This window comes from Psychrosphaera algicola, from assembly GCF_028401425.1.
Lineage (GTDB): Bacteria > Pseudomonadota > Gammaproteobacteria > Enterobacterales > Alteromonadaceae > Psychrosphaera > Psychrosphaera algicola.
Genome location: NZ_JAQOMS010000002.1, coordinates 4,665,218 through 4,691,517 on the forward strand (window position 1 = coordinate 4,665,218; position 26,300 = coordinate 4,691,517).

29 protein-coding genes and 4 pseudogenes are annotated in these 26,300 nt (G+C 39.3%); 21 read left to right on the plus strand and 12 right to left on the minus strand.

Going from position 1 to position 26,300, the window contains the following annotated elements; translation table 11 throughout:
- Positions 1–54: 54 nt before the first annotated feature.
- Positions 55–228, minus strand: a complete 174-nt coding sequence (locus tag PN838_RS26830) for a hypothetical protein (RefSeq protein WP_334313457.1) — start codon at positions 226–228, stop codon at positions 55–57.
- A 142-nt stretch (positions 229–370) separates the two neighbouring features.
- Between PN838_RS26830 and PN838_RS25645 the strand changes: the two genes are divergently transcribed.
- From PN838_RS25645 to PN838_RS25665, 6 genes are all read left to right on the plus strand, one after another.
- Positions 371–880, plus strand: a complete 510-nt coding sequence (locus PN838_RS25645; protein WP_272182451.1) for a TIGR03546 family protein — start codon at positions 371–373, stop codon at positions 878–880.
- Positions 881–935: 55 nt separating this feature from the next.
- Entirely contained in the window at positions 936–1,823 is an 888-nt protein-coding gene (locus tag PN838_RS25650; RefSeq protein ID WP_272182452.1) for a hypothetical protein, read from the plus strand.
- Positions 1,796–2,578, plus strand: a complete 783-nt coding sequence (locus PN838_RS25655) for a hypothetical protein (protein ID WP_272182453.1) — start codon at positions 1,796–1,798, stop codon at positions 2,576–2,578. The genes PN838_RS25650 and PN838_RS25655 overlap by 28 nt, the downstream gene beginning before the upstream one ends.
- Entirely contained in the window at positions 2,575–2,778 is a 204-nt protein-coding gene (locus PN838_RS25660) for a hypothetical protein (protein ID WP_272182454.1), read from the plus strand. The genes PN838_RS25655 and PN838_RS25660 overlap by 4 nt, the downstream gene beginning before the upstream one ends.
- 264 nt (positions 2,779–3,042) lie before the next feature.
- Positions 3,043–3,462, plus strand: a complete 420-nt coding sequence (locus tag PN838_RS27790) for an acyl-CoA thioesterase (RefSeq protein WP_370661138.1) — start codon at positions 3,043–3,045, stop codon at positions 3,460–3,462.
- Positions 3,393–3,788 carry a thioesterase family protein gene (locus tag PN838_RS25665; RefSeq protein WP_272182711.1) on the plus strand — a complete coding sequence of 132 codons (396 nt, stop codon included), beginning with the start codon at positions 3,393–3,395 and terminating at the stop codon, positions 3,786–3,788. The genes PN838_RS27790 and PN838_RS25665 overlap by 70 nt, the downstream gene beginning before the upstream one ends.
- Positions 3,789–3,880: 92 nt before the next feature.
- Here the strand turns inward: PN838_RS25665 and PN838_RS25670 are convergent, their stop codons facing one another.
- Positions 3,881–4,312 carry a gamma carbonic anhydrase family protein gene (locus tag PN838_RS25670; protein ID WP_272182455.1) on the minus strand — a complete coding sequence of 144 codons (432 nt, stop codon included), beginning with the start codon at positions 4,310–4,312 and terminating at the stop codon, positions 3,881–3,883.
- Between the two features lie 168 nt (positions 4,313–4,480).
- Here PN838_RS25670 and pdxH point away from each other — a divergent pair.
- Positions 4,481–5,115 (plus strand): annotated as a pseudogene (gene pdxH, locus PN838_RS25675) (pyridoxamine 5'-phosphate oxidase).
- Positions 5,116–5,165: 50 nt separating this feature from the next.
- Positions 5,166–5,926, plus strand: a pseudogene (locus PN838_RS25680) (TatD family hydrolase).
- 25 nt (positions 5,927–5,951) lie between these two features.
- Here the strand turns inward: PN838_RS25680 and PN838_RS25685 are convergent.
- Positions 5,952–6,542 carry an AhpA/YtjB family protein gene (locus tag PN838_RS25685; protein ID WP_334313564.1) on the minus strand — a complete coding sequence of 197 codons (591 nt, stop codon included), beginning with the start codon at positions 6,540–6,542 and terminating at the stop codon, positions 5,952–5,954.
- A 142-nt stretch (positions 6,543–6,684) separates the two neighbouring features.
- Here PN838_RS25685 and PN838_RS27795 point away from each other — a divergent pair, with 142 nt between their 5' ends.
- The 3 genes and pseudogenes from PN838_RS27795 (at position 6,685) to cysS (ending at position 9,211) form a co-directional block, all read left to right on the plus strand.
- Positions 6,685–7,122 (plus strand): hypothetical protein, encoded by a 438-nt coding sequence (locus PN838_RS27795; RefSeq protein ID WP_370661074.1) that lies wholly within the window; start codon positions 6,685–6,687, stop codon positions 7,120–7,122.
- An 11-nt stretch (positions 7,123–7,133) separates the two neighbouring features.
- The gene (gene serB / locus PN838_RS25690; protein ID WP_370661075.1) at positions 7,134–7,733 is read left to right on the plus strand and encodes a phosphoserine phosphatase SerB; all 600 of its coding nucleotides are present in this window, start codon (positions 7,134–7,136) and stop codon (positions 7,731–7,733) included.
- A gap of 74 nt (positions 7,734–7,807) precedes the next feature.
- Positions 7,808–9,211, plus strand: a pseudogene (cysS, locus tag PN838_RS25695) (cysteine--tRNA ligase).
- 127 nt (positions 9,212–9,338) lie between these two features.
- Here cysS and PN838_RS25700 read toward each other — a convergent pair.
- Positions 9,339–9,938: a Yip1 family protein gene (locus PN838_RS25700; protein WP_215964857.1), complete on the minus strand. Its 600-nt coding sequence runs from the start codon at positions 9,936–9,938 to the stop codon at positions 9,339–9,341.
- A 548-nt stretch (positions 9,939–10,486) separates the two neighbouring features.
- Entirely contained in the window at positions 10,487–11,311 is an 825-nt protein-coding gene (locus tag PN838_RS25705; RefSeq protein ID WP_272182456.1) for a hypothetical protein, read from the minus strand.
- Between the two features lie 141 nt (positions 11,312–11,452).
- Between PN838_RS25705 and PN838_RS25710 the strand changes: the two genes are divergently transcribed.
- The 5 genes and pseudogenes from PN838_RS25710 (at position 11,453) to PN838_RS25730 (ending at position 15,448) form a co-directional block, all read left to right on the plus strand.
- On the plus strand, positions 11,453–12,598 hold the full coding sequence (locus PN838_RS25710; protein ID WP_272182457.1) for a winged helix-turn-helix domain-containing protein: 1,146 nt from the start codon (positions 11,453–11,455) through the stop codon (positions 12,596–12,598).
- 31 nt (positions 12,599–12,629) lie between these two features.
- On the plus strand, positions 12,630–13,238 hold the full coding sequence (locus tag PN838_RS25715) for a TolB family protein (RefSeq protein ID WP_272182458.1): 609 nt from the start codon (positions 12,630–12,632) through the stop codon (positions 13,236–13,238).
- A 464-nt stretch (positions 13,239–13,702) separates the two neighbouring features.
- Positions 13,703–13,837: pseudogene (gene miaE, locus PN838_RS25720) on the plus strand (tRNA isopentenyl-2-thiomethyl-A-37 hydroxylase MiaE); the annotation flags it as partial.
- A 63-nt stretch (positions 13,838–13,900) separates the two neighbouring features.
- Positions 13,901–14,731, plus strand: coding sequence for a recombinase family protein (locus tag PN838_RS25725; protein ID WP_272182713.1), 831 nt, complete (start codon positions 13,901–13,903; stop codon positions 14,729–14,731).
- 135 nt (positions 14,732–14,866) lie between these two features.
- The gene (locus PN838_RS25730; protein ID WP_272182459.1) at positions 14,867–15,448 is read left to right on the plus strand and encodes a hypothetical protein; all 582 of its coding nucleotides are present in this window, start codon (positions 14,867–14,869) and stop codon (positions 15,446–15,448) included.
- A gap of 173 nt (positions 15,449–15,621) precedes the next feature.
- Here the strand turns inward: PN838_RS25730 and PN838_RS25735 are convergent, their stop codons facing one another.
- The 6 genes from PN838_RS25735 to PN838_RS25760 form a co-directional block, all read right to left on the minus strand.
- A complete protein-coding gene (locus tag PN838_RS25735) occupies positions 15,622–15,846 on the minus strand; it encodes a CHAT domain-containing protein (RefSeq protein WP_272182460.1) in 225 nt (74 codons plus the stop codon).
- The gene (locus tag PN838_RS25740) at positions 15,819–16,208 is read right to left on the minus strand and encodes a hypothetical protein (protein WP_272182461.1); all 390 of its coding nucleotides are present in this window, start codon (positions 16,206–16,208) and stop codon (positions 15,819–15,821) included. Before PN838_RS25740 ends, PN838_RS25735 begins: the two co-directional genes overlap by 28 nt.
- Positions 16,209–16,335: 127 nt before the next feature.
- The gene (locus PN838_RS25745) at positions 16,336–16,941 is read right to left on the minus strand and encodes a hypothetical protein (RefSeq protein WP_272182462.1); all 606 of its coding nucleotides are present in this window, start codon (positions 16,939–16,941) and stop codon (positions 16,336–16,338) included.
- A gap of 282 nt (positions 16,942–17,223) precedes the next feature.
- Complete coding sequence (locus tag PN838_RS25750; RefSeq protein WP_272182463.1) at positions 17,224–17,808, minus strand: hypothetical protein; 585 nt, start codon at positions 17,806–17,808, stop codon at positions 17,224–17,226.
- On the minus strand, positions 17,801–18,139 hold the full coding sequence (locus PN838_RS25755; protein WP_272182464.1) for a hypothetical protein: 339 nt from the start codon (positions 18,137–18,139) through the stop codon (positions 17,801–17,803). The genes PN838_RS25750 and PN838_RS25755 overlap by 8 nt, the downstream gene beginning before the upstream one ends.
- 238 nt (positions 18,140–18,377) lie before the next feature.
- The gene (locus PN838_RS25760; protein WP_272182465.1) at positions 18,378–19,163 is read right to left on the minus strand and encodes a replication-relaxation family protein; all 786 of its coding nucleotides are present in this window, start codon (positions 19,161–19,163) and stop codon (positions 18,378–18,380) included.
- Positions 19,164–19,344: 181 nt separating this feature from the next.
- On the opposite strand from PN838_RS25760, the gene miaE (PN838_RS25765) reads away from it, so the two are divergent.
- Positions 19,345–20,100 (plus strand): tRNA isopentenyl-2-thiomethyl-A-37 hydroxylase MiaE, encoded by a 756-nt coding sequence (gene miaE, locus PN838_RS25765; protein WP_370661076.1) that lies wholly within the window; start codon positions 19,345–19,347, stop codon positions 20,098–20,100.
- 45 nt (positions 20,101–20,145) lie between these two features.
- Here miaE (PN838_RS25765) and PN838_RS25770 read toward each other — a convergent pair whose 3' ends face one another.
- Positions 20,146–20,622, minus strand: a complete 477-nt coding sequence (locus PN838_RS25770; protein WP_272182466.1) for an Lrp/AsnC family transcriptional regulator — start codon at positions 20,620–20,622, stop codon at positions 20,146–20,148.
- 145 nt (positions 20,623–20,767) lie between these two features.
- Between PN838_RS25770 and PN838_RS25775 the strand changes: the two genes are divergently transcribed.
- From PN838_RS25775 to PN838_RS25795, 4 genes are all read left to right on the plus strand, one after another.
- Entirely contained in the window at positions 20,768–21,322 is a 555-nt protein-coding gene (locus PN838_RS25775) for a pyridoxal-phosphate dependent enzyme (protein ID WP_272182467.1), read from the plus strand.
- A gap of 20 nt (positions 21,323–21,342) precedes the next feature.
- A complete protein-coding gene (locus PN838_RS25780) occupies positions 21,343–21,729 on the plus strand; it encodes a pyridoxal-phosphate dependent enzyme (RefSeq protein ID WP_272182468.1) in 387 nt (128 codons plus the stop codon).
- A 362-nt stretch (positions 21,730–22,091) separates the two neighbouring features.
- Positions 22,092–23,015 (plus strand): thrombospondin type 3 repeat-containing protein, encoded by a 924-nt coding sequence (locus PN838_RS26835; RefSeq protein ID WP_334313458.1) that lies wholly within the window; start codon positions 22,092–22,094, stop codon positions 23,013–23,015.
- A 164-nt stretch (positions 23,016–23,179) separates the two neighbouring features.
- Positions 23,180–26,300 (plus strand): thrombospondin type 3 repeat-containing protein (locus PN838_RS25795; RefSeq protein ID WP_272182469.1); only part of this gene is annotated, 3,121 nt, incomplete at its 3' end.

Sequence of the window (26,300 nt, forward strand, 5' to 3'; positions counted from 1 at the left end):
CTGCAACCGCTTCTCGAACCGATTTTATTTGCTCGAACGAGTCAACCGTACAGGCTAATAACTGTGCGTCAAATTCATTAAACGACTGATCAAACGCATTTTTTCATTTTGTAACTCCAAAATAAGTTCGTCTGCATTGGTTACCGTTTGGTTTAACGATACAATTTCAGCCTTAAGCCGAGTATTCTCTGATGACAAAGCGTCATATCTAGATTTTGAAACAAACATATGAATGATCTTCTTTTAATTAATTATTTTGGTTTATCGGCCTTTTATCGCTAATATTTAACTTTATATTAATTAAAGTAATTTTCTATCAGCAGACATGTGTTATTAATTATAGACAGGTTTTAAATAAAAAGGAGAGGTTGTGTTTACCCTAATAGCCAAATTATTAAATGTACTTAATTCAGATTCAGAGCCGAAACATCTGGCACTCGCCATTGTGTTAGCAATGTTAGCAGGTTTTAATTCCATCATGAGCGTTTTTGGTGTTTTTATTTTATTATTACTGATTGTTTTGCGAGCGAATTTGACCGTTTTCATTGCAATGCTCGCGGTGTTTAGTGGCTTGAAGTTGTTATTCATTACGTTTATTTCAGATTTTGGTGGTTATTTATTGCAACTTCCATCGTTAGTTTCAACTTGGACAGAGCTATATCAGGCTACCTGGTTTAGATTTTCGGAACTTTATAATAGTGCCGTTATGGGACAATTAGTGAGTTCGATTATATTAATCGTTCCAATTTATGCGTTGTCGTTTTGGTTAATTGTTAAGTATCGCTTAGCAATGAAACACTTTGTCGAGCGTTTTAAAATTGTTCAAAGTTTAAAAGCAAGTAAGTTTTACCAAATCTATCTAAGCGTTCAATCTGCGTAGTCGAATAGGGAAATAAGTTTCATGAGTAAAAAGAAGTAGCGAAAAAAGCGCAGAAGTGGAAGGCCAAGTCGACGAGAATAAAGAGGCTGACGCTAAAGCAAAGGCGAAACCAAAAGGGTTACTCAGAGTTGGTGGGATAGGTGGCGTTGCCGTCATAGCAGCGGCTGTTTATTTTGGTATTAATCCAGCCGCAAAATTTGGGCTACAAATGGCGTTAGAGTCGACTTTTGGCACGGAAACAGAAATAGAAGCAGTCAATGTTAGTTGGTCTCCATTTGGGTTAACAATAGAAAACCTACAACAAACCGATCCTGATAACTTAAACCGTAATCTGTTCCAGTTTGACCAAGCAGAAGTACAAGTCAGACCCCTAGATTATTTGATGGGTAATACAGTAATCGACAGTTTAAAAGTAGTTGAATTACAATTTGACGGTGCAAGAGCAGAACCCGGTGTCCGTATAGTTAAAGATGACCAATCAGCAGATACGTCACAAGAGACTGATTCTGATACAACGGAAAATGACCAACATGAAGGGATGTCATTCCCAAGTTCTAAAGAACTCTTAGCCAAAGCAGATCTACAAACCGAAATTAAAGCGAAAAATTTTCAACAGGTTTGGAAAACACAAAGCAGCGAGTTAAAGTCGGTTTATAAGGACCTCCCGGATAAAGGTTCGGTGAAAAGTTATGAACAACAATGGCAAGAAATTGAAGATACCGAAATATCATCATTAGATGATTTAAAAGTTTTGAAGGAAAAAGTTGCCAAACTCAAAGCTGAAATAAATGCGGATAGGCTAAAAATTAAGACCGCGAAAGCAAAATACAAAACTAGCAAAGCCGAAATAGATCAAGCTTATAATGAGTTAAAAGACGCACCTATGGACAAGACTGGGAGTCGATTAAAAAAACATTGCCTATTGATGATCCAAATACTCTAGCGATAAGCCAATTGTTGTTTGGTGATAAAATCACTTCTTATTTAGAGCAGGGTATGGGGTTCTATACCACCGCTAAACCGTATTTGGATAACTACCTTAAAAATAAAAAAGCGGAAGAGGCTGAGCCAGAGGTTATAGTCGGTGAAAACATTGTCTTTCCTTTAAACGACCCATTGCCAACGTGGTTGATAGTTGATGCGGAAATTAGCCTAACATTAAGTGGTAAATCTTGGTTGGTAACTGCAAGTGAGATTACGAGTGAATCTTATGTGCGTAATATTCCGGGTGAATATGTTATGTCGCACGTTGCAAAACAAGGCGGCAGCATAAATATCGAAGGGACATTTTTTGCGGCACAAGATGCTAAGTTCACCACAGACGGTAAATGGAATATGTCGGAGCTAGCCGTAAATAATTACTCAATCGCTGGTGATTCAGACTTGTCATTAGAGTTGGAACACGGAAAACTGCTGGGTTCGGGTACATTCGAATATGAGAACGAATTAAATTCAGAGCATCTATTAGCGTTCAGTGAAACAATATTTTCGGGCAATGGGACTGGAGATTTTGCTGAAATTTTATTGGATTCATTATCGAGTGTAGACCAGTTTAATATCAATATGAACGTCAGTGGTAAATTGAAATCACCTGATTTAGCCGTAGATTCTGACCTTGATAATAAAGTAAATAGTGCCTTTAGAGCGGCTGTCAAAAAGAGTTTAAAAAAGTTGAAAGCGAAACCAAAGCTGAATTGAGTCAAAAGGTTGAGCAAAACCTGACGGAAAAAGCCCCTGAGTTACAAAAGCTTAGAGACTTTGGCAAAGATTTAGATGAATGGGAGTCAACTCTCAAAAATAAAGCGGAAGACAAAATTGATGCGCTGATAGACAACAAAAAACAGCAATTCGAAGATAAAATAAAAAAGAAGCCGAAGACAAAATTAAAGATAAATTAGAAGACAAAGTTAAGGACAAACTTAAAGGATTTAAGTGTTGTGAATAATATGGTGTTCAGCCTTTAAAACGGTGAAATTTACTGAGCGTAAAAGCGTCTAATATTGTCATTAGGCGCTTTTTATTATCAATAGATTTAACTTGCTCTTTTGTTTTGCATTTTTTACAAAATCACTAAACTGGTCTTACCTTGCTCATCTTACCAGTTGCCTTATGTCAATCGAATCAATACTAAACAAAATGTCCGAAAAGCAGGACAGCTATGAATTAACCATTCCCGTCACCTATGGGGCCAAGGTCGTACTGCATTTGGTGGGATATCCGCTGCTGTTTGTTTTCAAGCGGCACAAAATCTTATTGTAGACCAACGCACACCGCGTTCGTTTCATTGTAATTTTATTGGTCCGGTCACCTGTGGTGAGCCACTGAAAGTCACGGCAGAAATATTAAGAACCGGCAAGAATGTGACTCAGATAGTGGCCTCAGTTTTACAAAACGACCGAGTTTGTGTCATGGCTCAGATCTGTTTTGGTATCAGTCGTGGATCAATATTGCATAAACCCGATACAACTAAACACGCCTTAACGGTTCCCAAAAAGGTAACTTCCTACCTCAAATTCCAAAGCTTGTTCCTAAGTTTATACAACATTTTGAACTCGCGGTGGAGAAGGGCAGTTTATCCCTAGGTAAATCCGATGACCCTGTGTTACACGGATGGTCCAAATTAAAACACCCACCGGCTCAAATGACATATGCGTGCTTAATTGCAGTAATGGATGCATGGCCACCAACGATGTATCAAATGAAACGGATCCCAGCTCCGGCAAGCACCATGAGTTGGGATGTTGAATTTATTGCACCAATCGATGATTTAAATGGTGAAGAATGGATTGCGAGTGTAAATGAAGCCCGCCACATTGAAGATGGCTATGGTCATGAAGAGTCAACGTTTTGGGCCCCAGATGGCAGGGTCCTAGCGTATTCTCGACAGGTTGTGGCGATATTTGCGTAAATTTATTGCTCTGTAGCGCCCTTATCTGTCTTGCATGCAGGCTTTTCTAAGAACTGCAGACGGCTATTTCATTTAAAGGCGATTTACTTTTATCAGCATGGTTTTAAATTTTGATTATAATCTTCACCGGCTACTGCATAGTGATGGGCTGAGGCTTTCAATAACTCAACTTGTTGGTCCGATACGCTTTTGATTACTTTACTAGGACTACCCACGACCAGTGAATTGTCTGCGATTTGTGTGTTTTCGGTAATTAACGCGCCTGCACCAATTATGCAGTTTTTACCAATGTTCGCGCCATTTAAGATTATGGCGCCAATACCAATTAAGCTTCTATCACCTATAGTACAACCATGTAACATGGCTTTGTGGCCGACGGTAACAGAGTGTCCAACATTTACAGGGTGTCCCTCATCGACATGTACAATGCAACCATCTTGAATATTGGTGTTGTCGCCAATGTGGATTGAGTCGGAATCAGCTCGCAAAACAGCATGAAACCAGATGCTGACACCAGTACCCATATGGACATCACCAATAACGTCGGCAGAGGGGCGATAAAGATATTTTGGCCTTGCTTGGTCGGGCGTTTGTTGTTTATTTCAAATTCCATAATAAAACCGTTAACAATGAAGACATTGATAATTATACTAGCGGTAAATCGACGAACTGTCTTTAACAATGGTGTAGATATGGATTTAAGTAGTTTAAGACGTGAGTATTGCCTAGATAACCTGAATGAAAATGACGTATTGCCAGATCCAATGGCTCAGTTTGAAGTTTGGTTACAGCAAGTCATTAGCGCAGGGTTAAATGACCCAACGGCTATGGTTGTTGCCACAGTCGATGAGGCAGGGCAACCGTCGCAACGTATTGTATTGTTAAAGCAATCAGACCAAGATGGGTTTGTCTTTTTCACCAATTTGGGCAGTCGTAAAGCGCAGGAAATAAAGCAAAATTCTAAAGTTTGTTTGCATTTTCCTTGGCATAGTTTAGAACGACAGGTCATTGTTTATGGCGAAGCACAAAGATTGAGCTTAAAGCAAGACATGAGCTATTTTCTTTCTCGACCTAAAGCGAGCCAACTTGCTGCATGGGCATCACACCAGTCTCATCCGGTTAAGTCTCGTGATGTATTGATGAGTACGTTTGAGCAAATGAAAAATAAGTTTAAAACCGGTGATATCTCAGCGCCAACTTTTTGGGGGGATTTCGAATAGTGCCAACCAAAGTGGAATTTTGGCAAGGTGGCGAACATCGTTTACACGATAGGATCTTCTACCAAAAAATCGACAATAATTGGACCATATCGAGACTTGCTCCATAACTCAATGATATTGAGTTTAAACAAGAACCTCCTTCAAAAAGGACACATTGTTGATAGACAGCCATTGTCATTTAGATTTTAGCCGATTTGATCAAGACCGAGACGCGGTATTAGAACGTGCTGCACTTGTTGGGGTTACTGACTTTATTATTCCGGGGTAACTCGTCGCCATTGGCAACGTCAGATTGACTTGTGCCGACGGACCGAAGGTTTTCACTTTGCATTGGGTTGTCATCCGTATTACATAAATGAGTTTGATGAAACTGATTTAGACCTACTATGTCAGCTTGCTAAGCAACGGGATTGCATTGCAATAGGGGAATGTGGGGTCGATAGCACTATCGTGGGTATTGAGAAGCAAATCGACATTTTTATTCAACATATTAAAATAGCCAATCAATTACAATTGCCCTTAATCGTTCATCACCGGCAGTCTCACCATCATATTTTCTCAGCATTTAAAATCTGTAAACCGAAATTTGGGGGCGTTATCCATGCTTTTAGTGGCAGTTTACAAGATAGCCTGAAATACATAGAACTGGGTTTTAAGTTGGGTATTGGCGGCACAATAACTTATCCGCGGGCAACAAAAACGCTGAAAGTGCTCAAAGAAATTATGCTTGAAGATATTGTTATTGAAACTGACAGTCCAGATATGCCAATAAATGGATTCAGGAGTCGTAACGAGCCCGATAAGATATTACATGTCGTACAGTCGATTTCAGAAATAAAGGCACTAGAGGTCACACACGTCGTTGACGTAACTCGTCAAACAACAATTGAATTATTTAAATTACCCCTGACAAAATAACAACAACTTAACATTGTCAGATTGCCTAATCCGGCGTATCGCGAACAATATATGAATTGGCAGAAAATGGTCGCAATCCGATTGTTAATAAATAACCAATCATCCCTGCTAACAAGGCCATTAAAAGTGTTGTTTTACTAATTGTATGGACAAAAAGAGTGGCGTCCTGTTGTAGTGCTTTTGACATCACGGTAATACGCACAAACCCAATAAGTTCACCGAGTTCATTAGTGACATCGGTGACATAAGGTTTTGGGGACATATTGGCTAATTTGTCATTTAGTGGATTCAAAAATCGGTCTTTGGTACTTAATGCGTTTTCACTGCGACTTAAAACGACACCGCGATTATCGTAAACAACCATTTCAACAATATACTTGGATTTTAAAACTGACTCGGTCACGGTATTAAGCGCTTCGATATCGTTATTTTCGATGTAATGAGCAGCACTATGTGAAGATTGGACTAAAATGTTGTCAGCCAAAACCTGCGCATTTTCATTGATTAACGTTTGGCCATTAAAATTAATGCTCGCCCAAATATTTAAGGTGACAATGAGCAAAACGATAGCCGCAATAAGTTGTGAAAACTTTCGGTTTATCGATGACGTTTTTATGTAGGTTACTTTTTACTCATTAATTAGCGCATTTACATCTAAGCTTTTTTAAATTCTGCGCATTTATTCGTTAAAAAGCAATCTGCTTTGTTATATTCTAGCAAGATATATAAAACCTAGTACTTATAACGTTGGAGCAAAAATGTTACAGAATGGCTTAAAAGAGAGCATTAAAATGGATACAAAGTCGCTTTTTGAAGCGGTTGATTTTATTGGTGTTGATTCATTATTCTCTGTAAAATTTGATCATAACGTCGCAACATTTGAGTCGTCTGAAAACGTTGTTAAAACCCGAACGAAATGTGTTTTATTTGGTGAGATTAATTGGTCTCATTATCAAGCATTAGTGAGTTATTTGGACGAGTTGTGTGGGAGTGGTGATCTAACGAGCGAAATTACATCTGTGGTCACCCATCAGTTTATTAAACCCACGGATGAATTACCCGGTGCCATTGCGTTGTATTTGTCGACTCCTTTAACTTCAGACAATCGCCTAAATTTAAGTCGTTGGGCAGAATCGCAATCGGTAGAAGTTTGTGTTGTTTCAAACGGACCAACATTGTCGGCACCTATAGTCTAATTGTCATGGATATGGACTCAACTGCTATCCAAATAGAATGTATTGATGAAATTGCTATATTGGCAGGCGTTGGTGAAGAAGTCGCAAAAGTGACTGAACAAGCGATGCGCGGCGAACTTGATTTTGCAGAGAGTTTACGAGCTCGAGTTAAAACATTAACCGATGCTCCGGTCAGCGTTGTAGATGATGTAGCGAAAAACTTGCCGTTAATGCCGGGTCTTGAAAACTTAGTATCAGAGTTAAAACATAATGGTTGGAAAGTGGTTATCGCATCGGGCGGTTTTACCTACATGACCGAAGTGTTAAAGCAACAACTTGGTTTAGATAAAACCGTAGCTAATCAACTCGAAATGGTTGATGGAAAATTAACGGGTAATGTCCTTGGTGACATCGTCGACGCACAGGCAAAAGCGGATACCGTTAATGAACTCGCTGTTGAATACAACATTCCAATGTCACAAACGATCGCAATGGGCGATGGTGCGAATGATTTGGTCATGATGGCGGCTGCCAATTTAGGCGTCGCGTTTCATGCAAAACCATTAGTGAGAGAAAAAGCTGATGTCAGTGTTAAAACTGGCGGATTAGATCAATTGTTATATTTACTGTAATAATCAATGAAAATTGTTCGCGGTTTGCTAAAATGCGCCGCGAAGAAAGTCGTTAATCAAATTTAGGAAGTCAGATGTTACGCATTTACAACACATTAAGTCGACAGAAAGAAGAATTTAAGCCTTTGGTTACTAGCAAAGTCGGCATGTACGTGTGTGGTATTACGGTTTATGACCTATTACACATGGGTCACGGCAGAACGTATGTCGCATTTGACGTTATGCAACGTTATTTTCGTTTTTAAACTACGACGTGACATACGTCAGAAACATCACAGATGTTGATGATAAAATTATCCAACGTGCGGCAAAAAATAACGAAACGTGCGATGAGTTAACCAACCGTACGATTGCCATGATGCATGAAGACTTTGACGCATTAGGTATGTTACCTGCTGATATTGAACCGCGTGTTACCACGCACATGCCTGAAATTATTGATGTTATCCAACGTCTTATCGATAAAAATCATGCCTATGTTGCCGGTAACGGTGATGTATTATTTGAAGTTAGTACCTATGAAAAATACGGACAGCTTGGTCGTCAAGACCTAGACCAACTGGTTGCTGGTTCTCGTGTAGACGTCGAATCGAGCAAACGTGACCCACTTGATTTTGTATTGTGGAAATTAGCCAAGCCTGGCGAACCTAAATGGGATTCGCCGTGGGGCGAAGGCCGACCATAGTTGGCATATCGAATGTTCTGCAATGAACTCAAAGCACTTAGGTACACATTTTGATATTCACGGCGGTGGTTCAGACCTTACATTTCCACACCATGAAAACGAAATTGCCCAGTCATGCTGTGCATTTGATACACCGTATGTAAATTATTGGTTGCACTCAGGCATGGTTCAAGTGAATAACGAAAAAATGTCTAAATCATTAGACAATTTTTTTACCGTTCGTGAAGTGTTAAAGCAATATGATGCTGAGTCGATTCGTTATTTCTTGTTGTCTGGTCATTACCGCAGCCAGCTTAACTACAGCAGCGACAACTTAACACAAGCCCGCTCAAGTTTAGAACGTCTATATACTTCGTTACGCGGTGTTACGCCAAACTTAGACGTTGAAATGACTAATAATGTATTCGTTGATAAGTTCCGCACAGCGATGGACGATGACTTTAATACCCCAGAAGCGTTAGCTGTTTTGTTTGAATTGGCAAAACAACTTAATAAAGAAAAAGAAGCTGATGCAACGAGCGGTGACAATTTGGCAGCAGATACCGCTGGTTTATTAGTAAATCTAGGAAAGGTACTGGGTATGGTTCAAAACCCACCAGAAGCGTTTCTACAAGGTGAGCAAAACGATGACGACGTTGCTGAAATCGAATCTTGGATAACACGCAGAAATACAGCACGTGTTGAAAAAGATTGGGCTGCAGCAGATGAAGCACGAGATAAACTAAATGAACTTGGGGTTATTTTAGAAGATGGTCCAGGTGGCACAACCTATGGCGTAAACTCTAAATTTTGACGCTATTTTTCTCCGGTAAATATGCATTTGCAAGGGTAAAGCAGTGTTTGGATGAACCAACCAATAGATCATAAAAAAGGCCAGTTAATTAACTGGCCTTTTTATTGTTGATTGTAATTTTTATTATTTAGTGGCTAAACGCAGGTGCGTAGCCTGAACTCCAAAACATAGCAAACGCAGTCATAATACATACGAGCAAAATGAGTCCGCATGTAACAACTGAGCTAGCATAAATAAACCCTCGTTCCTCTGGGATGTGCATTAAAATTGGCACACCGGCGTAGAGCAAGTAAATTGAATAGGCGAGTGCACCTAAACCCACTAACATAACAAACCAAACCACTGGGAAAAGAGCAGCAAAACCGGCCATAAATAATGGTGTAGCGGTGTAAGCAGCAAGTTCAAGGGTTTGGGTATATGTCGGTTTTGACCCAAAAGTATGAGCCATCCAGTGAGCTAAATATCCAAGTAAAAAGACGCCAGCTATTAGTGAAAAATACATTCCGACACATAACATTAATGCCGATTCGGGAGACATTCTAAGGGGTTCACCAACGCCAACACTCCAACCCATTGTTGTTACTGAATAATAAGCACAGATTGCCGGTATCATTGCGATGATCATGATATGTGACATTGAATACTTAAAACTTTCGTGGCGATTATCAATTGTGTGCCACTCTTCGACTGGGTGCGCATAAAGCCCCCACAAATGGTTTAATATCATAATTCTTTTCCTTATTGGCTATTAAACACAAACTGCACATAAGCTGCGCAACATGTCTATGTTATGGGCAAAAATAGAATTTGAGTCAAGATTAGAATTGTTTAAAAAATGTTCGAGTTATACTAAATAGTTATTACCGCAATTACTCTAATATAGAGTATTAATTCTATTAATATCGCTAACTTACTAATAAACAAAGGAGTTGTATCTTCAAAATAGTGTACATAATTCTGCAGTCACTTTTTTCTAAATTTTTGAAATCAAAATTATTTGTAAAAAATATTCGATTATTATTTTCTAGGTCGCTGAATAACCTAAAATTTGTGATTGATTTTTGTACAGCTTAGTGTGTTCTGATTAATTAGCCAAATGGCAAACATATTTTTTGCTGTGGTTTTATGACCTAAAATACGTCAAATTGATTGCTTAAAATACAAGTAGGGACGCTGAATCAACAGAGGAAGAAAGAAGTCGGTTTTTGGAAACGTCGGCCAAAAAATTGCTAGATTGGCCGAGTGCAAGAAATAACTGTTTAAGGTCCATTCTTTTTAGTCAAAAACACAGGGCGGGTTAAGTAAAATGATTTCTGAAGCGTATTGTTTTAATGCCTGCTGTACCGTTTCTTCCACATCGATTTCTGCAATATAGGGAAGTAAGTCAGCGGGTTCGCTAGTAATCGATTCATAAAAGACATATGCAGTCAGTAATTTTCCTATCAATGAAGCATGATTGCCGTCCCGGTTGTGTAATTTAAGTTGGGGTTCAATAATTATTGCTTTATCCCAAGTTAGTCCCACAGGGGCAACACAAGTTTTTTGGCGTTTTGCAATTTCAGAATGAATTTGATGAACTCTGCGGCCCTCTTCTCTGTTGCCTTTTTGTGGGTGTTCAGGAAATAGAATAGGGGTGATCTTTTGTTCCTTTGCTGTTGCAACCCATAATTCGGTGGCGGTCGTTGAGTATTTATGGGTGCCAGATTGGGAGTACTTTTGACCCTGTAAAATAAGATGAGTCCAGTTTTCGCTGGCAATTAAACTTGTCCTATGTTCCAGACTCGATTTATTGTCTAAAAAGCCTCCACCGCCATTAACGACTTTTATATGCGCGTCGGGATTGGCAGTACGCATTAATTGTCCTATTAATGTGTCTAATCCAACAATGTGGCTATTACCAAAAATTAGAATCTGATAGGTGCTTGAGAATCGATTATCGGGAATAGATAAATTTTCAGTTGTATTGTTGGTTTCTGCTTGTTCGTCAATTTGTTCGTCAATTTGAGCGTCAATAATTGACGGTGCATCTTTATTTTTGGTTATTTCTGAGCAAGCAGATAAAGAAAACAAAACGAGCAGAACACAATAAATTGTACGCATAACTATCCTTACTTAATTTTGACAGAAATCGGCTCCATTCAGCCATCAATGTAATTGTGACAGTGCCTTGATTTAACACAATAAACAGATGACAATGGTTTAATAATGAAATGATAATGATTGCAGGCAGTGGGGCTTTAATTGAATTATGAATTTGGTGGGGTAGTTGTTGACACAGCTCAAGTAACGTTATCAAAAAATGCAAAGTTACTTAATTGTGAACCCCGTGTTTTTGCACTTTTAGTGTATTTTTGCCAACACCCGCAAGAAGCCATTTCTAGAGAAGAGCTATTAACCCATGTATGGGATGGACGGATCGTAAGCGATGCTGCGGTAAATCGAGCCGTGGGTGAATTGCGTAAACTAATTGAAGACGACCCATCAAAGCCGCAGTGGATTAAAACCATCAGTAAAGTTGGATACAAATTTACGGTTTTACCGGCAATGATTGCGGATAATTCCAAAACTGATTATTCCAAAACGGATAGTGGCACCATGCCAGAAACAGTAACGGAATTGACAGTAACTTCAGCGTTGACATCACCAACACCACGACAAACTCCGCAAAAAGAAGCACATGCCTCAGTAAATCAAGCAATTACAAGTCCTGTTAACATTAACTATTTTGGGGCTTGGTTAACGGCAGTGTTAATTTTAATCGTTGTGGTGTATCTCCAATATTTTGCTCAACCTAAACATTCCAACCGATTAGGTGTAGAAGGATGGCAACCTGTAACCACCTCAATGGGTAGCTCATTTAACCCTGACTACGATTCAAGTTCTGAAACGGCATTGTTTTTATATCGTAAAGATCCTAACGCCTATGCTCAAATTTATAAGAAAAACAAAGGCAAAGAAGCGCAGAGGGTAACCGACGATGAATATTATTATACCGACGTGATCCAAGGTAATGACGGGGCAATCTTTGCATCTAGGTTAAATAATTTACAACAGCGGAATTGCGAAATTGTCAAAATTGTTCCGGCTACTTTACAAAATGAACACATAATGGATTGTGGCAAAGGTACCGTTACACAATTAGAGTTTGATCAAAAATTTAATCAATTGTTTTATCAATATCGGCCGAGCGTTGCTGATCCTTACGCTATTTACAGTTATCAGTTAGATACGGGAAGAAAGCGACAAATCACCCATCCTTTACAGCAAGGCAATACTGTTGGCGACTATGTTTTTGCTCTATCTCCAAACAGTAAAGTGTTGGCCGTTGTAGAGTATAGTGGCGAAGCAGATGATAAAATTAAGTTAGTAGATATTAGTAATAACTAAGGTTATCGCGACTAAGCCATTTATCAATAGTGTGTATGGTTTAGTCTGGCGGACAAACAAGCAGTTATTGGCATCAAATGCTGATGGTTTATATGAATTTACCCCTGACAACCTTAACTTAAATGTGACGGAGCAAAGCGACCAATACGGACGACTTGCACTTGGGCAAGATAACAATTCTGTGTTAACTGAACGCAGCCAATTAACAATTAATATTTTCCAGTATTCTGACTCAGGTAAAACCCTAACACCTTTAACAACCAGTAGAGGCGTCAGTTTGTCACCAATTTATGGTAATAAGTCAAATTTGTTAGCATTCAAGTCGGACCGCACGGGGCAAGAACAGGTTTATATCAAGGCGGATGGTGAAGTCGCCTATGTTGCTGCATTTCATAAGAAAATAGAGTTTATCAGTGCGATGGCTTGGTCACAAAATGATGAGCAGTTAGTTGCGAGTATTAATGGTGGGCTTTATGTATATTCAGTTGTAGATAACAACTGGCAGGCGATTGCAGAGCAGTTTAACCGAGTTCATCATGTAACATTTGCAGATCGAAGTATTTTGTTTAGTGCAGAGGTTGATGGACAATGGAATATATGGCAATACCTATGGTGCAAAGTGGTGAAGTTAAACAACTGACTACAAAGGGGGCTATAGTGTTCAAGAGGCAGGCAATAAGATTTATTTAACAAAGTTTAATCGTGAAGGATTATACGAGCTGAATTTAAAAACCAATGTTGAATCAGCCCTTATTCCCGACTTCCCTATTACCGGTTGGCGGCACTGGCAGTTACGCGAAAATAAAATATTTTATTTGTTAGATCAAACATACGTCGAGTTTGACCTAAGTATAGGCACTGAACACACTATTTATGAGTTTAGAGGGCGTAAACCGTATAGTTGCAATATGTCTTTTCAAATGGGGTTATTTAGCTGCGATCAGGTTGAGTTCAGTACCAGTCATATATGGCAAGTTAAATTGCGCGAGTAAGATTAAGGCAAAGCAATTGTTCTTAAGCCATTAAAGAACAAAGCTGTTCACTATTACTTAGCAAAATTACTATGTTAAAATGCCAGCCCTATAAACCACATTCTGAGAAATAATTTTGTCATCTGATCTCGTCGCCCCAATTTTACAATTTTTAAAATGCGAAACGCCTGAAGAATGGGTGCATGAAGCGGCCAAAAAAGAAAACTTGCAGGTGATATTAATCGATCACTTAATTTGTGAGCTTAAGTATACAATAAACAAATTAAATAAGAAGTTGGTATAAAGCATAGTGGCATAAGCGTACAGATACATTAGATTTAGTTCTCAGAGGCAAGCTACAGGAGCTTCTTTTGATAGGCAAATGGAAGCGATTCATGAGTGGAAAGATGATCATCAGGAAGTAGAAATATCCGGCCATAGTTTTGAAGATCTCGGTCTATCAGGTTTCAAAGGTGAGTATCTAGATAACGCTTTTGGGAGATTGTTGCTGGCTATTAAAAGACGAAAAATCGTATCTGGAGATTACATACTTTTTGAAGTAGTAGATCGTCTGGGGCGACTTAAAAAAATGGATATGGTCGATATTCTTAAACAGATTGTCGATGCAGGTGTAACAATAGTCACTTTAGATGACAGAAATGAATACAACCTTGAAAAGTTAAACAATGACCAAGGTCTATTAGCATCTTTAGTTGGCAAATTTGAGCAAGCTTATAATTACTCCAAGGTTTTGAGTGAGCGGATTAAGCATTCTTGGAAAAGACGGAAAAAAATAGCCAAAGAAGGCGGGTTTGTGAAAATGAGAACTCCTTTTTGGCTCGACAAGGAATATAAAGTAATTCCTGAGTATGCATCGATTATTGAGAGTATATTTGAATGGTATTTATTGGGGGATGGTCAAAGGCTAATTCACAGGCGACTAACAAAAAATTGGCCTGAAATCTTTGGAGACGGGTTTAGGGATGAATTTTTACTCAAAATCAAAGGAAACAAGTCTAAAATCGTAAACTGTGGAACCATCAAAAAATGGCTAGCAAACAAGGCCGTTATTGGGTTTTGGGGAGATATTCCAGGTGTTTACGAACCAGTTATATCGGAGGGATTATTCTATAAAGTTCAAAATGCCTTAAGAGAGAACTAAAAGGGCTTCAAAACCACATCACTATTTTATCGGTGGTCTAGCTAAGTGCCGATGTGGTAGTAACCTAACATTTGTAAAAAACACCGATAAATATGGAAATGTATCTGTAAACGGACGATGCACAAAAGAGGAAGGTTGGGATACGATAAAAATGTAGAGGGTCAAGAATTAGGTTGTGATCATTCAACTACCCTTCCAGCAGTTGTGCTTGATGTCATTGCTCATCATGACTTAGGTGAGTTGAGTGCTCTATTAGAACAAGAGAAGCGATTTAGAAAAAACTACACCAAGTTCAACAGATTGCTACAGCAGGTTGGCTATAAGCTTGTTTGTGATGGTAAGAAGATTACTGTACATATTCCTGACGGTAAGCAATTAGAGTTTAAATATCTCAAGTTTGACCGTTCTAAAACTAAGAAAAGTGGTCAGCAATATCATTATCTTTGTTTACAGTCTGAGAGAGTAATAATGATACCTAGACACGAGCCAATTACAGAAATCAAAAAGGATGTAGACATATCTGAAGAAGCCGATTCGCGTGAACTTTTTATCCCTCTAGAAGGTGACAAATTTAAAGGTAAAAAAGCGTCGGATGTTTTAACTAATGCGGTACTTATTACGGAAGCGAAAACTCAAATCGAAGAGGCACTTAAAAAAATATTTTTTCGGGAGAAGATTAACAAGCTATCAATAGATAAAATTGCGATTTGTTATTGAATTTGAAGATCGTCCCGAAAGACGTATTAACTAACTCGCAGTTGCACAGAATACGTTACTGGGTCTATTGAGTTAAGTCCATGACAACGCACTAGCTTAATATCTGAAGTGTAAACATGGACTAACGACTATCACAATACTGAGTTAGTAAAGCTAAAGTTGTACAGCTAAAGTCAGTTTAACAATTGGTAACCACTCCATATATGCCAACCAATTCCTTTTTTGATAAACACTTTTTGAACTTCAGATAAGGCTTCAGATGAGGTGCTTCCCATATGAATAAACTGATAAAATAGTGTTGAAAATTCTAGTGCGTATTCATCATCCAGTGGATAAATTGAAGAGATTACTTCTTTTACACCTATAACTCTTAGTGCTCTAGCAATGCCAAATGGCATTTCGCCAGAATAAACTTGACCATGTGTACCTTTACAGATTGATAAAAAGCAAATTGGGCATTGACTTTATCTGCTGTCAATAAATCTTGAACACTCAAATGATGAATATCATTTCTATTTCCTGAAGATCCAGCTAGTGCAATTGAAGAGCCATTTAAAAAGCTCTTGTTTTTGATAAGAAAGTTCGCTGGGTTATCAAAAGAACTTTCAAGAATATTTGACTCTGCGTTTTCAGATAGCCCATGAGTGGCAATATGAATATACTCGTTGCTCGCCAATGAAGCCAGAACCACTTGTTTGCTAGCTTGGTCATCTAAGTATTTTTCCCAGCCTAATTGTTGAGAAATCTTATCGGCCTCCACAGCAGTTCATAGTAGTGATGATAATGTGTTAGCTATTTTTTCATCAGAAAACTTGGGGGAAGCAATGATTGTTCCTGTAGAGGTTTCAAAGTCAAATGATTGGGGGATTTAATATAAGGCTCATTAGTTATTGATAAATTGAAGACTTCACACCATTTTCTAGTATTATCGTAATACAGGGCTGCGAAAGGAGCAAAGATAGATATCCTTCGACAAAGATTGATAAATGCTCTCCCTCTTCGAATTGAAGTTCGTGTTCTGGTGGTCTCAACACCATCGAAAGAACTGTTAGTTCCCTTTCCACTTCTTCGAGTACGTTTGATTCATCCTGTCCGAGCGCAACAACAGCTGCTTCGTTTACTTTACTTATAAAAGTAGCTAACTGCTCACTGCCTCCTACATTCCAACCGCATAAGTCAGTCCTTTCCCCATTTGGGGCACGACTTAACTTAAAACACATAACATCGGTATCACTACCCTCAATTTTCCAATCATCTGTTACTTTATTGACATTCATGTAGAAAAGTATTGATGCCCCTCGCTCGAATACTTCTGCGACAGGAATAGTTACTCTTGGAAATTGAGCATTCAAGAAAAGGATTTCTTCGTGACTTATAGTGTCCTTTAAATTTTTCCACGACTCAACAAGATTGAAATAAATATTATTGGCGAACTCCTCATCTGAACTTTTATTATCTTTCATTACAAAATTGAATAAATTTTCTTGCGTCATAAAAAAGGTGTAAACGGTATTTCACTTTCTAAATTGATACTTTTATCAAACTGCTTAAAACTCTGAATAAATGAAAGTGTATGACTAACACCAGCTAAATATCGTAGGAACACCTTTACATGCATTCTAGGTATGTCAAATTTAAACAAGGCGTAAATTAAAATTGACCTTATTTCTATAAACCTCCTTGTAAACAAAATTATCCCGTCATCATCAAGCTCAGTAATGTCTCTTTTAGTTTAACTGATAGATAAAAGAGATAAAGTTGACCTGCATCCAGCGCTAAAGAGGAAAATTATATTTTAAGCTTATAAGAATTTGATCTTTTAGCATTAAAGTTACTTTATCCCAGTCATGCCAATCAGTTTTAACTCCACCGCCTTCAATATTAAGAGATTCGGCTACAAAGTTCTCTTCCACATCAAAGTCATGTTTTTTAAGAGCTTCACTAAAACTCTTTAGTATAGAGTGAAGAGTTCCAATACCAAAACCATCGGGATCTTCCTCAACTGACTGATATTTCTTAGTCAATAATTTAAGTTCATTTAGGAGTCTAGATGTATAACTTCCTATGTTTTTGATTTCATCATCAGTGGGTTTCAAATCAATACTTTCAAGGTAATTAACGGCCATAAGCTCATCATATCCAACATTATGTCCTGTTATATGGTCTTTGTAGTAATCGTTTGATATATGTTCTAAGGCTTCATCTTTAGCGTTATTCAATAACTCTTTGAACGTGTAAATCAACTCTTGGTGTTTATCTGAAATATCGAGTTGTTCTGAGTTGTCGTTTGCGTCGGGCTGTGACGCTGTTACTGATGACCTTTGAGATGCACCTAGTTTTTCTAGTAACCAGTTAAACATCATCTTTTCCTTTTGAATTGCGCTTGATTTCCTCTATAGCAAATTTGATCTTTTCTTCCGTTCCCTTTCCTTCAAATATGATTTTTTCATCATCGCTAATTATCTTAAATTTTAGACTTTTTACTTCTTGCATTTTTGTAATAAAATTAGACAATTCTCGTATTAAAGATGGGGTGATTTTTAAAACGGCTATTACGAACACAGCATCGAAAAACTCCATACCACTTCTTAATTTCCTAGTCTTTGTAGCTTTATAGCCTTTTTCTTGCCCGAGTATTCTTCTACATTTTTCTAATTCTTCTGCTGATAGTCCCGCTATATCTAATCTCATGATATTTTCCTTGATTTATCTGGCGATTAACTTGGAAGTCTGTACAAAAAGTAACCACTACTCGGTAATTTACATTGAAACTTTTTAATATCAACCATGTTACAACCCGTTTAAGCTTTGCTAAAGCGCTGTTAGGTAAGACTAGTTTTTGGTAGGTGACTAAGATTGACTACTGGTGATCTTTTATCTTTTTATTACTAATAATCATGTAGTTATGTTAACAAACTGATTAAAGAGTTTATTGTTCGTTGTGTTCCAAGAAAATCGCTTGTTTTAACGGGTTTACCCAATATTGCCTGTCAGCAACCAGATAAAAAATGTGAGAATAGATTCTATGCTGCCGCATGACGTTTTCAACCTTGCGCCATATGCTCCTGAAGTTTTTGTGATTTGTGCAAACAAATAGTTGAATGACATCATCATATTGCCCAGCGATTCCAAGAGGTAAAAAGTGGCCTGAAAATTTCTTCTCTTGGTTTACCCGATCAGCGTAGGATTCAAGCCAGTGGGTCAATTTAGAACCGTGGCGAAGAGGCCCACGGACACTGTTCTCAACTTCAATCATTACAAGTGTATCGCCTGTAATTCCCAAACCATCAGGGACACAGCCGAAATGCGCGGCAAAATCTTTTCTCATAGTGCCGATTTCATGTTCCGAAATAAAAAGGTCAAGAGTAAATAGTAGATTTTTCCTATTGTGTCTCAGATCGATCAAAGTTTGATTGGCGACCAGTCTGTGATATTCGTACTTTGAATCCATCTGTTGTCTGGTTACTGAATTGTTGCGTATAGCAATTCTCAGTCCATCGATCTCAGCAATTCGGTTTAATCCTTTGCGCGTTAGCGAATAGCTCTTGCACTGCGATATTGGGCTTCTGAGGATGCTATTTTCGTAGGTATAACCTTCAGAAGTCAGCCTTTTCAAAACTTTCCTGATTGAGTCAGAAGATGATTTTGCAGAGGGAAATAGTAGGTTGGTCACTTGGTGATGTGTTAGCCATCCGAAGCGGCCTAATGAGTACAAGATCTCATTTTCCCTTCTGAGGCTGTAGAGCTTACTTACTTTCGCTGCTCCCCATTATTTTTGCTCGCAGTTATTGATTCCAGTTAAAAAATTAGGCTTAGTTGTGGTAGAATGCTGCCTAAATAGAGTGTTGGATATTCAGCAATTGTTTAAAAACAATTGCTTATGTAGAGATATAAAATTGGAAGAATTATTAAAGCCGATTAAGAGTTTTCTGAAATGCGAGACGCCAGTTGAGTGGATTGCTGAAGCGGTAAAGAAAGAGAATCTACCTGTTGTATTAATAGACCACCTAATATGTGAGTTGAAGGCGGCCCAGTCTGCCATGTTCTTAATACGTAAATATGCAGTAGATAAAGATAGTGGTGATGCACTATTAGAGTGGTTGAGGCCGTTTGAAACTCTTATTTACAAAAGGGAAGGTGACTGGCGCTTATTGGCAGCAAAAAATACCCTGACAAAGTCGGTAATTCCCCGGTCAGATTCAAAATATGGACAAGATCTAGTCGATAAAATGGTGTTATTGATTAAAGAAGAACTTCACCACTTTTATCAGGTACTAGAGATGATGGATGAGTATGGCGTTGAGTATAAACATATTACGCCGGGGCGCTACGCGAAAGGAATGTTAAAACACGTTAAAACCCATGAACCTGAAACCTTGATAGATAAACTTATCTGTGGTGCATATATCGAGGCTCGCTCCTGTGAACGCTTTGCTAAACTAGCGCCACATGTAGATAAAAGGTTAGGGGATTTTTACGTGTCACTATTAAGGTCAGAAGCTCGACATTTCCAAGACTACCTCACTTTAGCCGAAGAAATAGCCGGTAAAAACCTATCAGACCGTGTCGCTTTTTTTGGTGAACGGGAAGCAGAACTCATAATTTCACCAGATACTGATTTAAAATTCCACAGTGGCTTGCCGCAACACTAATTTTTGCCCAAAATTTGAATTTTAGCTTGTTATTGATTGTTTATTTCAAAGCGGCATCGGTGCGTTTTCGATGACTTCTTTCATAACGAAGTAAGTTCTAAGTTGACGCACTTCAGGCAATGCTAACAACTTATCGCTATGCAATTTGTTAAAGTCGGTCATGTCTTTTGCCCGTATTTTTAACAAATAATCAAATTCACCCGCCACTAAATAACATGACAAGACAATTGATAGTTTTTTAATGGCCGTTTCAAAGTTTGAAAAGCTTTCAGGTGTTGACCTGTCTAAAACAACGCCGACCATTACTAATGCACTTAACTCTATAGCCTCTGGTGCTATTTGAGCGCGAACTGATTGAATTATCTTCAAATCAATTAAACGTTGAGTTCGGCGATAACAAGTCGCAGCGCTAACATTTACCTTATCAGCAAGGTCTGCATTTGAGATTCGCCCATCTTGTTGCAGTAATTTAAGTATTTTTTTATCAATTTTATCTAAATCAGGTTTGGTTGATTCTTTCATTTTTGGTTCTTAATGTTGTTTATTGTTTCATTTTGCCTTGCTTTAAGGTCTTATGTGAACATAAATTAACAACATTAGAAAGCACCTTTCGTTACAATGTTGGTAGTCTTTATTTCGACGTAAGAAATTGAATTGGAGACTGTAAATGTTAGAAAACTTTGAACGATACCCACTTACATTTGGCAAAACGCCGATAGAACACCTTCCAAGGCTAACCGAAACGTTAGGCGGTAAAGTGGAAATATACGCTAAGCGTGAAGACTGTAATTCGGGATTGGCAATGGGCGGCAACAAATTAAGAAAATTAGAATATATCGTACCGGATGCTATTAAGTCTGGGGCCGATACTTTAGTTTCAATTGGCGGTGTGCAATCTAATCATACTCGTATGGTCGCGGCGACTGCGGCTAAATTGGGCATGAAATGTAAGTTAGTGCAGGAAAGTTGGGTGCCACATGACGATGCCGTGTATGACCGAGTCGGTAATATTTTGATGACACGTTTGATGGGAGCCGACTGTCAGATGGTTGATGAAGGTTTTGATATTGGCATTCGCAGCAGTTGGGAAGATGCAATGCAGTCTGTACGTGATCAAGGAGGCATTCCCTACGGAATCCCAGCTGGTGGCTCTGTACACAAATATGGAGGTTTAGGTTATGTTGCGTTTGCCGAGGAAGTCAGGGAGCAGGAAAAGAATTAGGATTTACGTTTGATTATATCGTGGTCTGTGTCGTTACTGGTTCGACGCAAGCCGGTATGATTGTTGGCTTTAAAGTGGATGGTCGAGCGTCAAAAGTGATTGGCATTGACGCTTCTGGCACGGTTGAGCAAACCCGAGAACAAGTAAAACAAATCGCCCATAATACCGCTGAATTAATTGGACTTAAAATGGCGATTACAGATGAAGATATACACATTAATCCAGATTATGCCTATCCTGCTTACGGCGTCCCAAGCGCTGAAACAAACGAGGCTATGCGACTTGCAGCACGCACTGAGGCGATGATCACAGATCCTGTTTATGAAGGAAAATCAATGCAAGGGTTAATTGACTTAGTGAAAAAGATTATTTTCCAATTGGCAGTAAAGTCCTTTATGTCCATTTAGGTGGTGTTCCGGCAATTAACGGATATAGCTACACCTATCGAAATGGTTAGTAGGAAACAGAAACAGTTCGGTTTTGACGACGTTTAGGCTAATTAACTGAACTGCTTTTTTTATTGCATTTTCATAGGTATCTCTTAAGTCGAGAAACTTGCCTAGTAATTAACCAAGGCGTAAATCTTACTTTGCTAAAGCCCTTTAGCTAAACGTAGTCAAAATTGCAAATTCTAATTTTATATTTTTTTAACTAATAAAAGCGGTTTGTTAGTCCAAATTTATTTCAATTAAATCGATGGTCAATTTGTAAGCAACTAAATATGAACTAAGCTCTAGATTGAGCGTTAACGTCAAAAATGGTTGTTATTATGAATAAACTTCGTATCGGGTTATCAGTATTATTGGTTTCACTCACGCTATCTGGTTGTTTTGATTTAGGAAAAGATGATGAGGTGAAAGTTGGAAAAGGAGAACCACCGGGAACAATAGGCACTGGTCTCGATTCGGATTCAGATGGAATTTCCGATGATAATGATAATTGCCCATTGCTGAGCAATGAAGATCAAGAAAATACAGACTCAGATTCCATGGGCAATGTTTGTGACGACGATGATGATGGCGATGGTGTTTTAGACAGTGATGATTCTTTTCCACTTGATAGTACTGAAACAACCGATAACGATAATGATGGCATTGGTGATAATAGCGACACCGATGATGACAACGATGGCTTTTTAGATACAGTTGATGCATTTCCATATGACGATACCGAATATAATGACCATGACGGTGATGGGATAGGAGATCATGCTGATACTGATGATGATCAAGACGGTGTACTTGATGGTGACGATGCATTTCCATTTGATGACACTGAAAGTGCCGATTACGACGGTGATGGTGTTGGTGATAATAGTGACACCGATGACGATAATGACGGTACGTTAGATAGTGAAGATGATTTTCCAAATGATGATACCGAAAGCACAGATACAGACGGTGACGGTATTGGTAATAATGCCGATACCGACGATGATGACGATGGTGTCCTTGACGGTGATGATGCTTTCCCATTGGATGAAAATGAGCAGTCAGACCTAGATGGTGATGGTGTTGGCGATAATTCCGACACGGATCGCGATGGTGACAGTGTTGCAAATGAAGACGATGCATTTCCAGATGATGGCAATAGATCAGCTGTTTCAGGCGGCGGTGTTAAAGGACCTATGGCATTTGCCACAGTCAGTCTCTACGAGATTGACTATACTGCAGATGACTATCAGGGGTTTTAGTCGATACAGGTGAAACCAACGCACAGGCAAAAATTACCGGCATTACAATAGGCTCTTCTACGCCACCATATTTATTAGTCATCGCAGATGATGACGACACAATAGATATTACAACTGGCTTAGAACCGGTTATTACAATTGTTAAAACCGTTATCACTCAGCAAATGATCGACGATGCCGACGGTTGGTATGCAACACCACTAAGTACTATGGCGGTTAATATTGCGCTGGCTAAATCTGAGAGTGACGCAGAACTCCTTACCAATCTTAAAGTTGCGGCCAACCAAGTGAAATCGACCTTGGGATTTGGTGCAGGCTCTAGTGTAGATATTTATTCAACGCCACCTTTATTAGATGAATCAACAAACGATACGTCTAAACAAGTTGCCACAACAAAATATCGCAGTGCTGTAGAAGCATTGACAGCGGTTGTGTATCAAATGAATGCCCTAAATAACTCCAATGACGGCGAGGAAACTTCGCCAGACAGTGTTTTGGCGTCATTGGCAAATGACTTATCCGACGGCATTATCGACGGCAGTTCGGATGGCGAAAACTCAGGTTATTCCGCGGGGGTGCTTGATGTACTAGACCAAGACCCAGCCACATTACCTATACCTAATGATCCTGAAAATAGAACCGTTGCTCAAGTAAAAGCGGTTATTGTCTCGGAGACAAGCACCACGGGTGATGTGTCCGATACCACTGTCCTTGCTGAAGCCGGAACGGTTATTGAAGTGCAAATTGCACAAACCAATCCAGATATAGATAACGACGGCGTTTTAAATTCAGAGGATGCGTTTCCGGATGATGCCTCTGCTGATAAAGACAACGACAAAGATGGATTGCCAGATATCGCGTATTTCTTAGATAGTGATAATAATCGCTTAGGTGAAAACAGCGCACTCTCTGACCCAGATGACGACAATGACGGCGTTGGAGATGAAGAAGATGCATTTCCATTGGACGGCTCAGAATATGCCGATACCGACATGGACGGCATTGGTAACAATGCCGACGACGACGACGACGGTGACTTAGTCTTAGATGTTAATGATGTGTTTCCGCTAAACGCGACTGAATCGTCGGATGCTGATTTAGACGGAATTGGTGACAATGCCGATCCAGACGACGACAACGACGGTGTTGGCGACATTAGAGATGCATTCCCAAATGATCCAACGGAATTCTTAGATAGCGATGGTGATGGCGTTGGCAATCGAGCTGATACCGATGATGATAATGACGGTACGTTAGATGTTGATGATGATTTTCCATTAAATGCCGATCTTCAAAATGCAGAAGATTTAGATAACGATGGCTGGCCATCGGAGCAAGATCCAGACGACCTTGATAATACAAGTCCAGGTACTGCTTTTGTTGATACCGATATGGATAGTATTGGCGACGCAATTGATGAAGATGATGACAATGATGGTGTTGTTGACGTTGATGATGCATTCCCGTTAGACAACTCTGAATATTCTGATTTGGATAGCGATGGTATTGGAGATAATACTGACACTGATATTGACGGTGACTCAGTTTTAAATGCCAATGATGCATTCCCAAGAGATGCAACCGAGAGCACTGACTCTGATGGCGATGGCATTGGCAATATTGCGGATTCAGACGATGATAATGACGGCGTAAAAGATACAGACGACGCGTTCCCGCTAGATCCACTTGAACAGAAAGATTTTGACTCTGATGGTGTTGGTAATCGTGAAGATACCGATGATGACAATGATGGTGTATTAGATACCGTCGATAAGTTCCCATTTAATGCAGCGGAATCGTTAGATTTTGATAATGACGGTAAAGGTGATAATGCCGATAAAGACGACGATAACGATGGCTTAACTGACGATTATGAACACTCTATCGGCACAGATCCATTTGACATTGATACCGACGACGACGGCGTCATAGACCGTACCGATGCCTTCCCGACTGATCCAAACTTTAGTTTTGATTCTGATAATGATGGTGTCGCAAACTTCGACGTAAACGGCACTATGATTGATAATTGTCCTCTCGTAGCAAACCCAAGCCAAGCTAATTTTGATGGTGATACACGTGGTGATGCCTGCGATAAAGACGATGATAATGATCAGGTGTTAGATGTTGATGACGCTTTCCCTTATGACGCTTCTGAAAGTGCGGACAATGACAATGATGGTGTTGGCAATAATGCAGATGATGATGATGACAATGATGGGGTTGACGATACAAATGACGCGTTCCCATTCAATCGTTTAGAGCAATTTGACACGGATGGTGACAGTGTTGGTAACAATGAAGATACAGATGATGACAACGATGGCGTTGTTGATTCTGAGGATGATTTCCCACTCGATTTCAATCGTCAAAATGCTGAAGATCAGGACAATGATGGTTGGCCGGCAGAGCAAGATCCTAATGATTTAGATAATTCAATTCATAGCACGATATTTATCGACAGCGATGGTGATGGTCTTGCCGATGAACTTGATACCGATGACGATAATGACGGTGTTCTCGATATTAATGATGACTTCCCAAATGACGACAGTGAATACCGCGATTCAGATGGCGACGGTATTGGCGATAACTCAGATAATGATATTGACGGTGACGGTGTTGAAAACGAACTCGATGCATTCCCATATTTTGATGGTGAGTTTGAAGATTCTGACCAGGATGGTTTGGGTAACAATACCGATGATGATGACGATAACGACGGTGTCAGTGATGATCAGGACGCATTCCCGAATGATCCGACAGAGCATTCTGATCTAGATGGCGACGGTATTGGCGACAATTCAGACGACGATATTGATGGTGATGGCGTCCTAAATGAAGACGATGCATTGCCAAAAAATGATTCTGAATCCCTAGATACCGACGGTGACGGCCTTGGTGACAATAAAGATACCGATGATGACGGTGATGGCTTAGGTGACCTTGTTGAAATTGAATTAGGCACTTTGCCACTCAATCCAGATTCAGACGGTGACAATTTCTTAGATGGTTCAGATAACTGTCCGTTAGTGAGCAACCCAGATCAGTTTGACTTTGATTTTGACACTATTGGTGACTTATGTGACGGGGATATTGACGGCGATGGCGTGATGAACGACGAGGATCCTAGTCCATTTGATCCAACAAATGGCGAAGGCGATAAAGACTTCGACAACGACGGCATTGCAGATTATATGGATGACGACATCGATAATGATGGGGTTCCTAATGATGAAGATGTTGACCCTTATAACTCAGCCGTTTGGCGTGAAGAACAGCTTG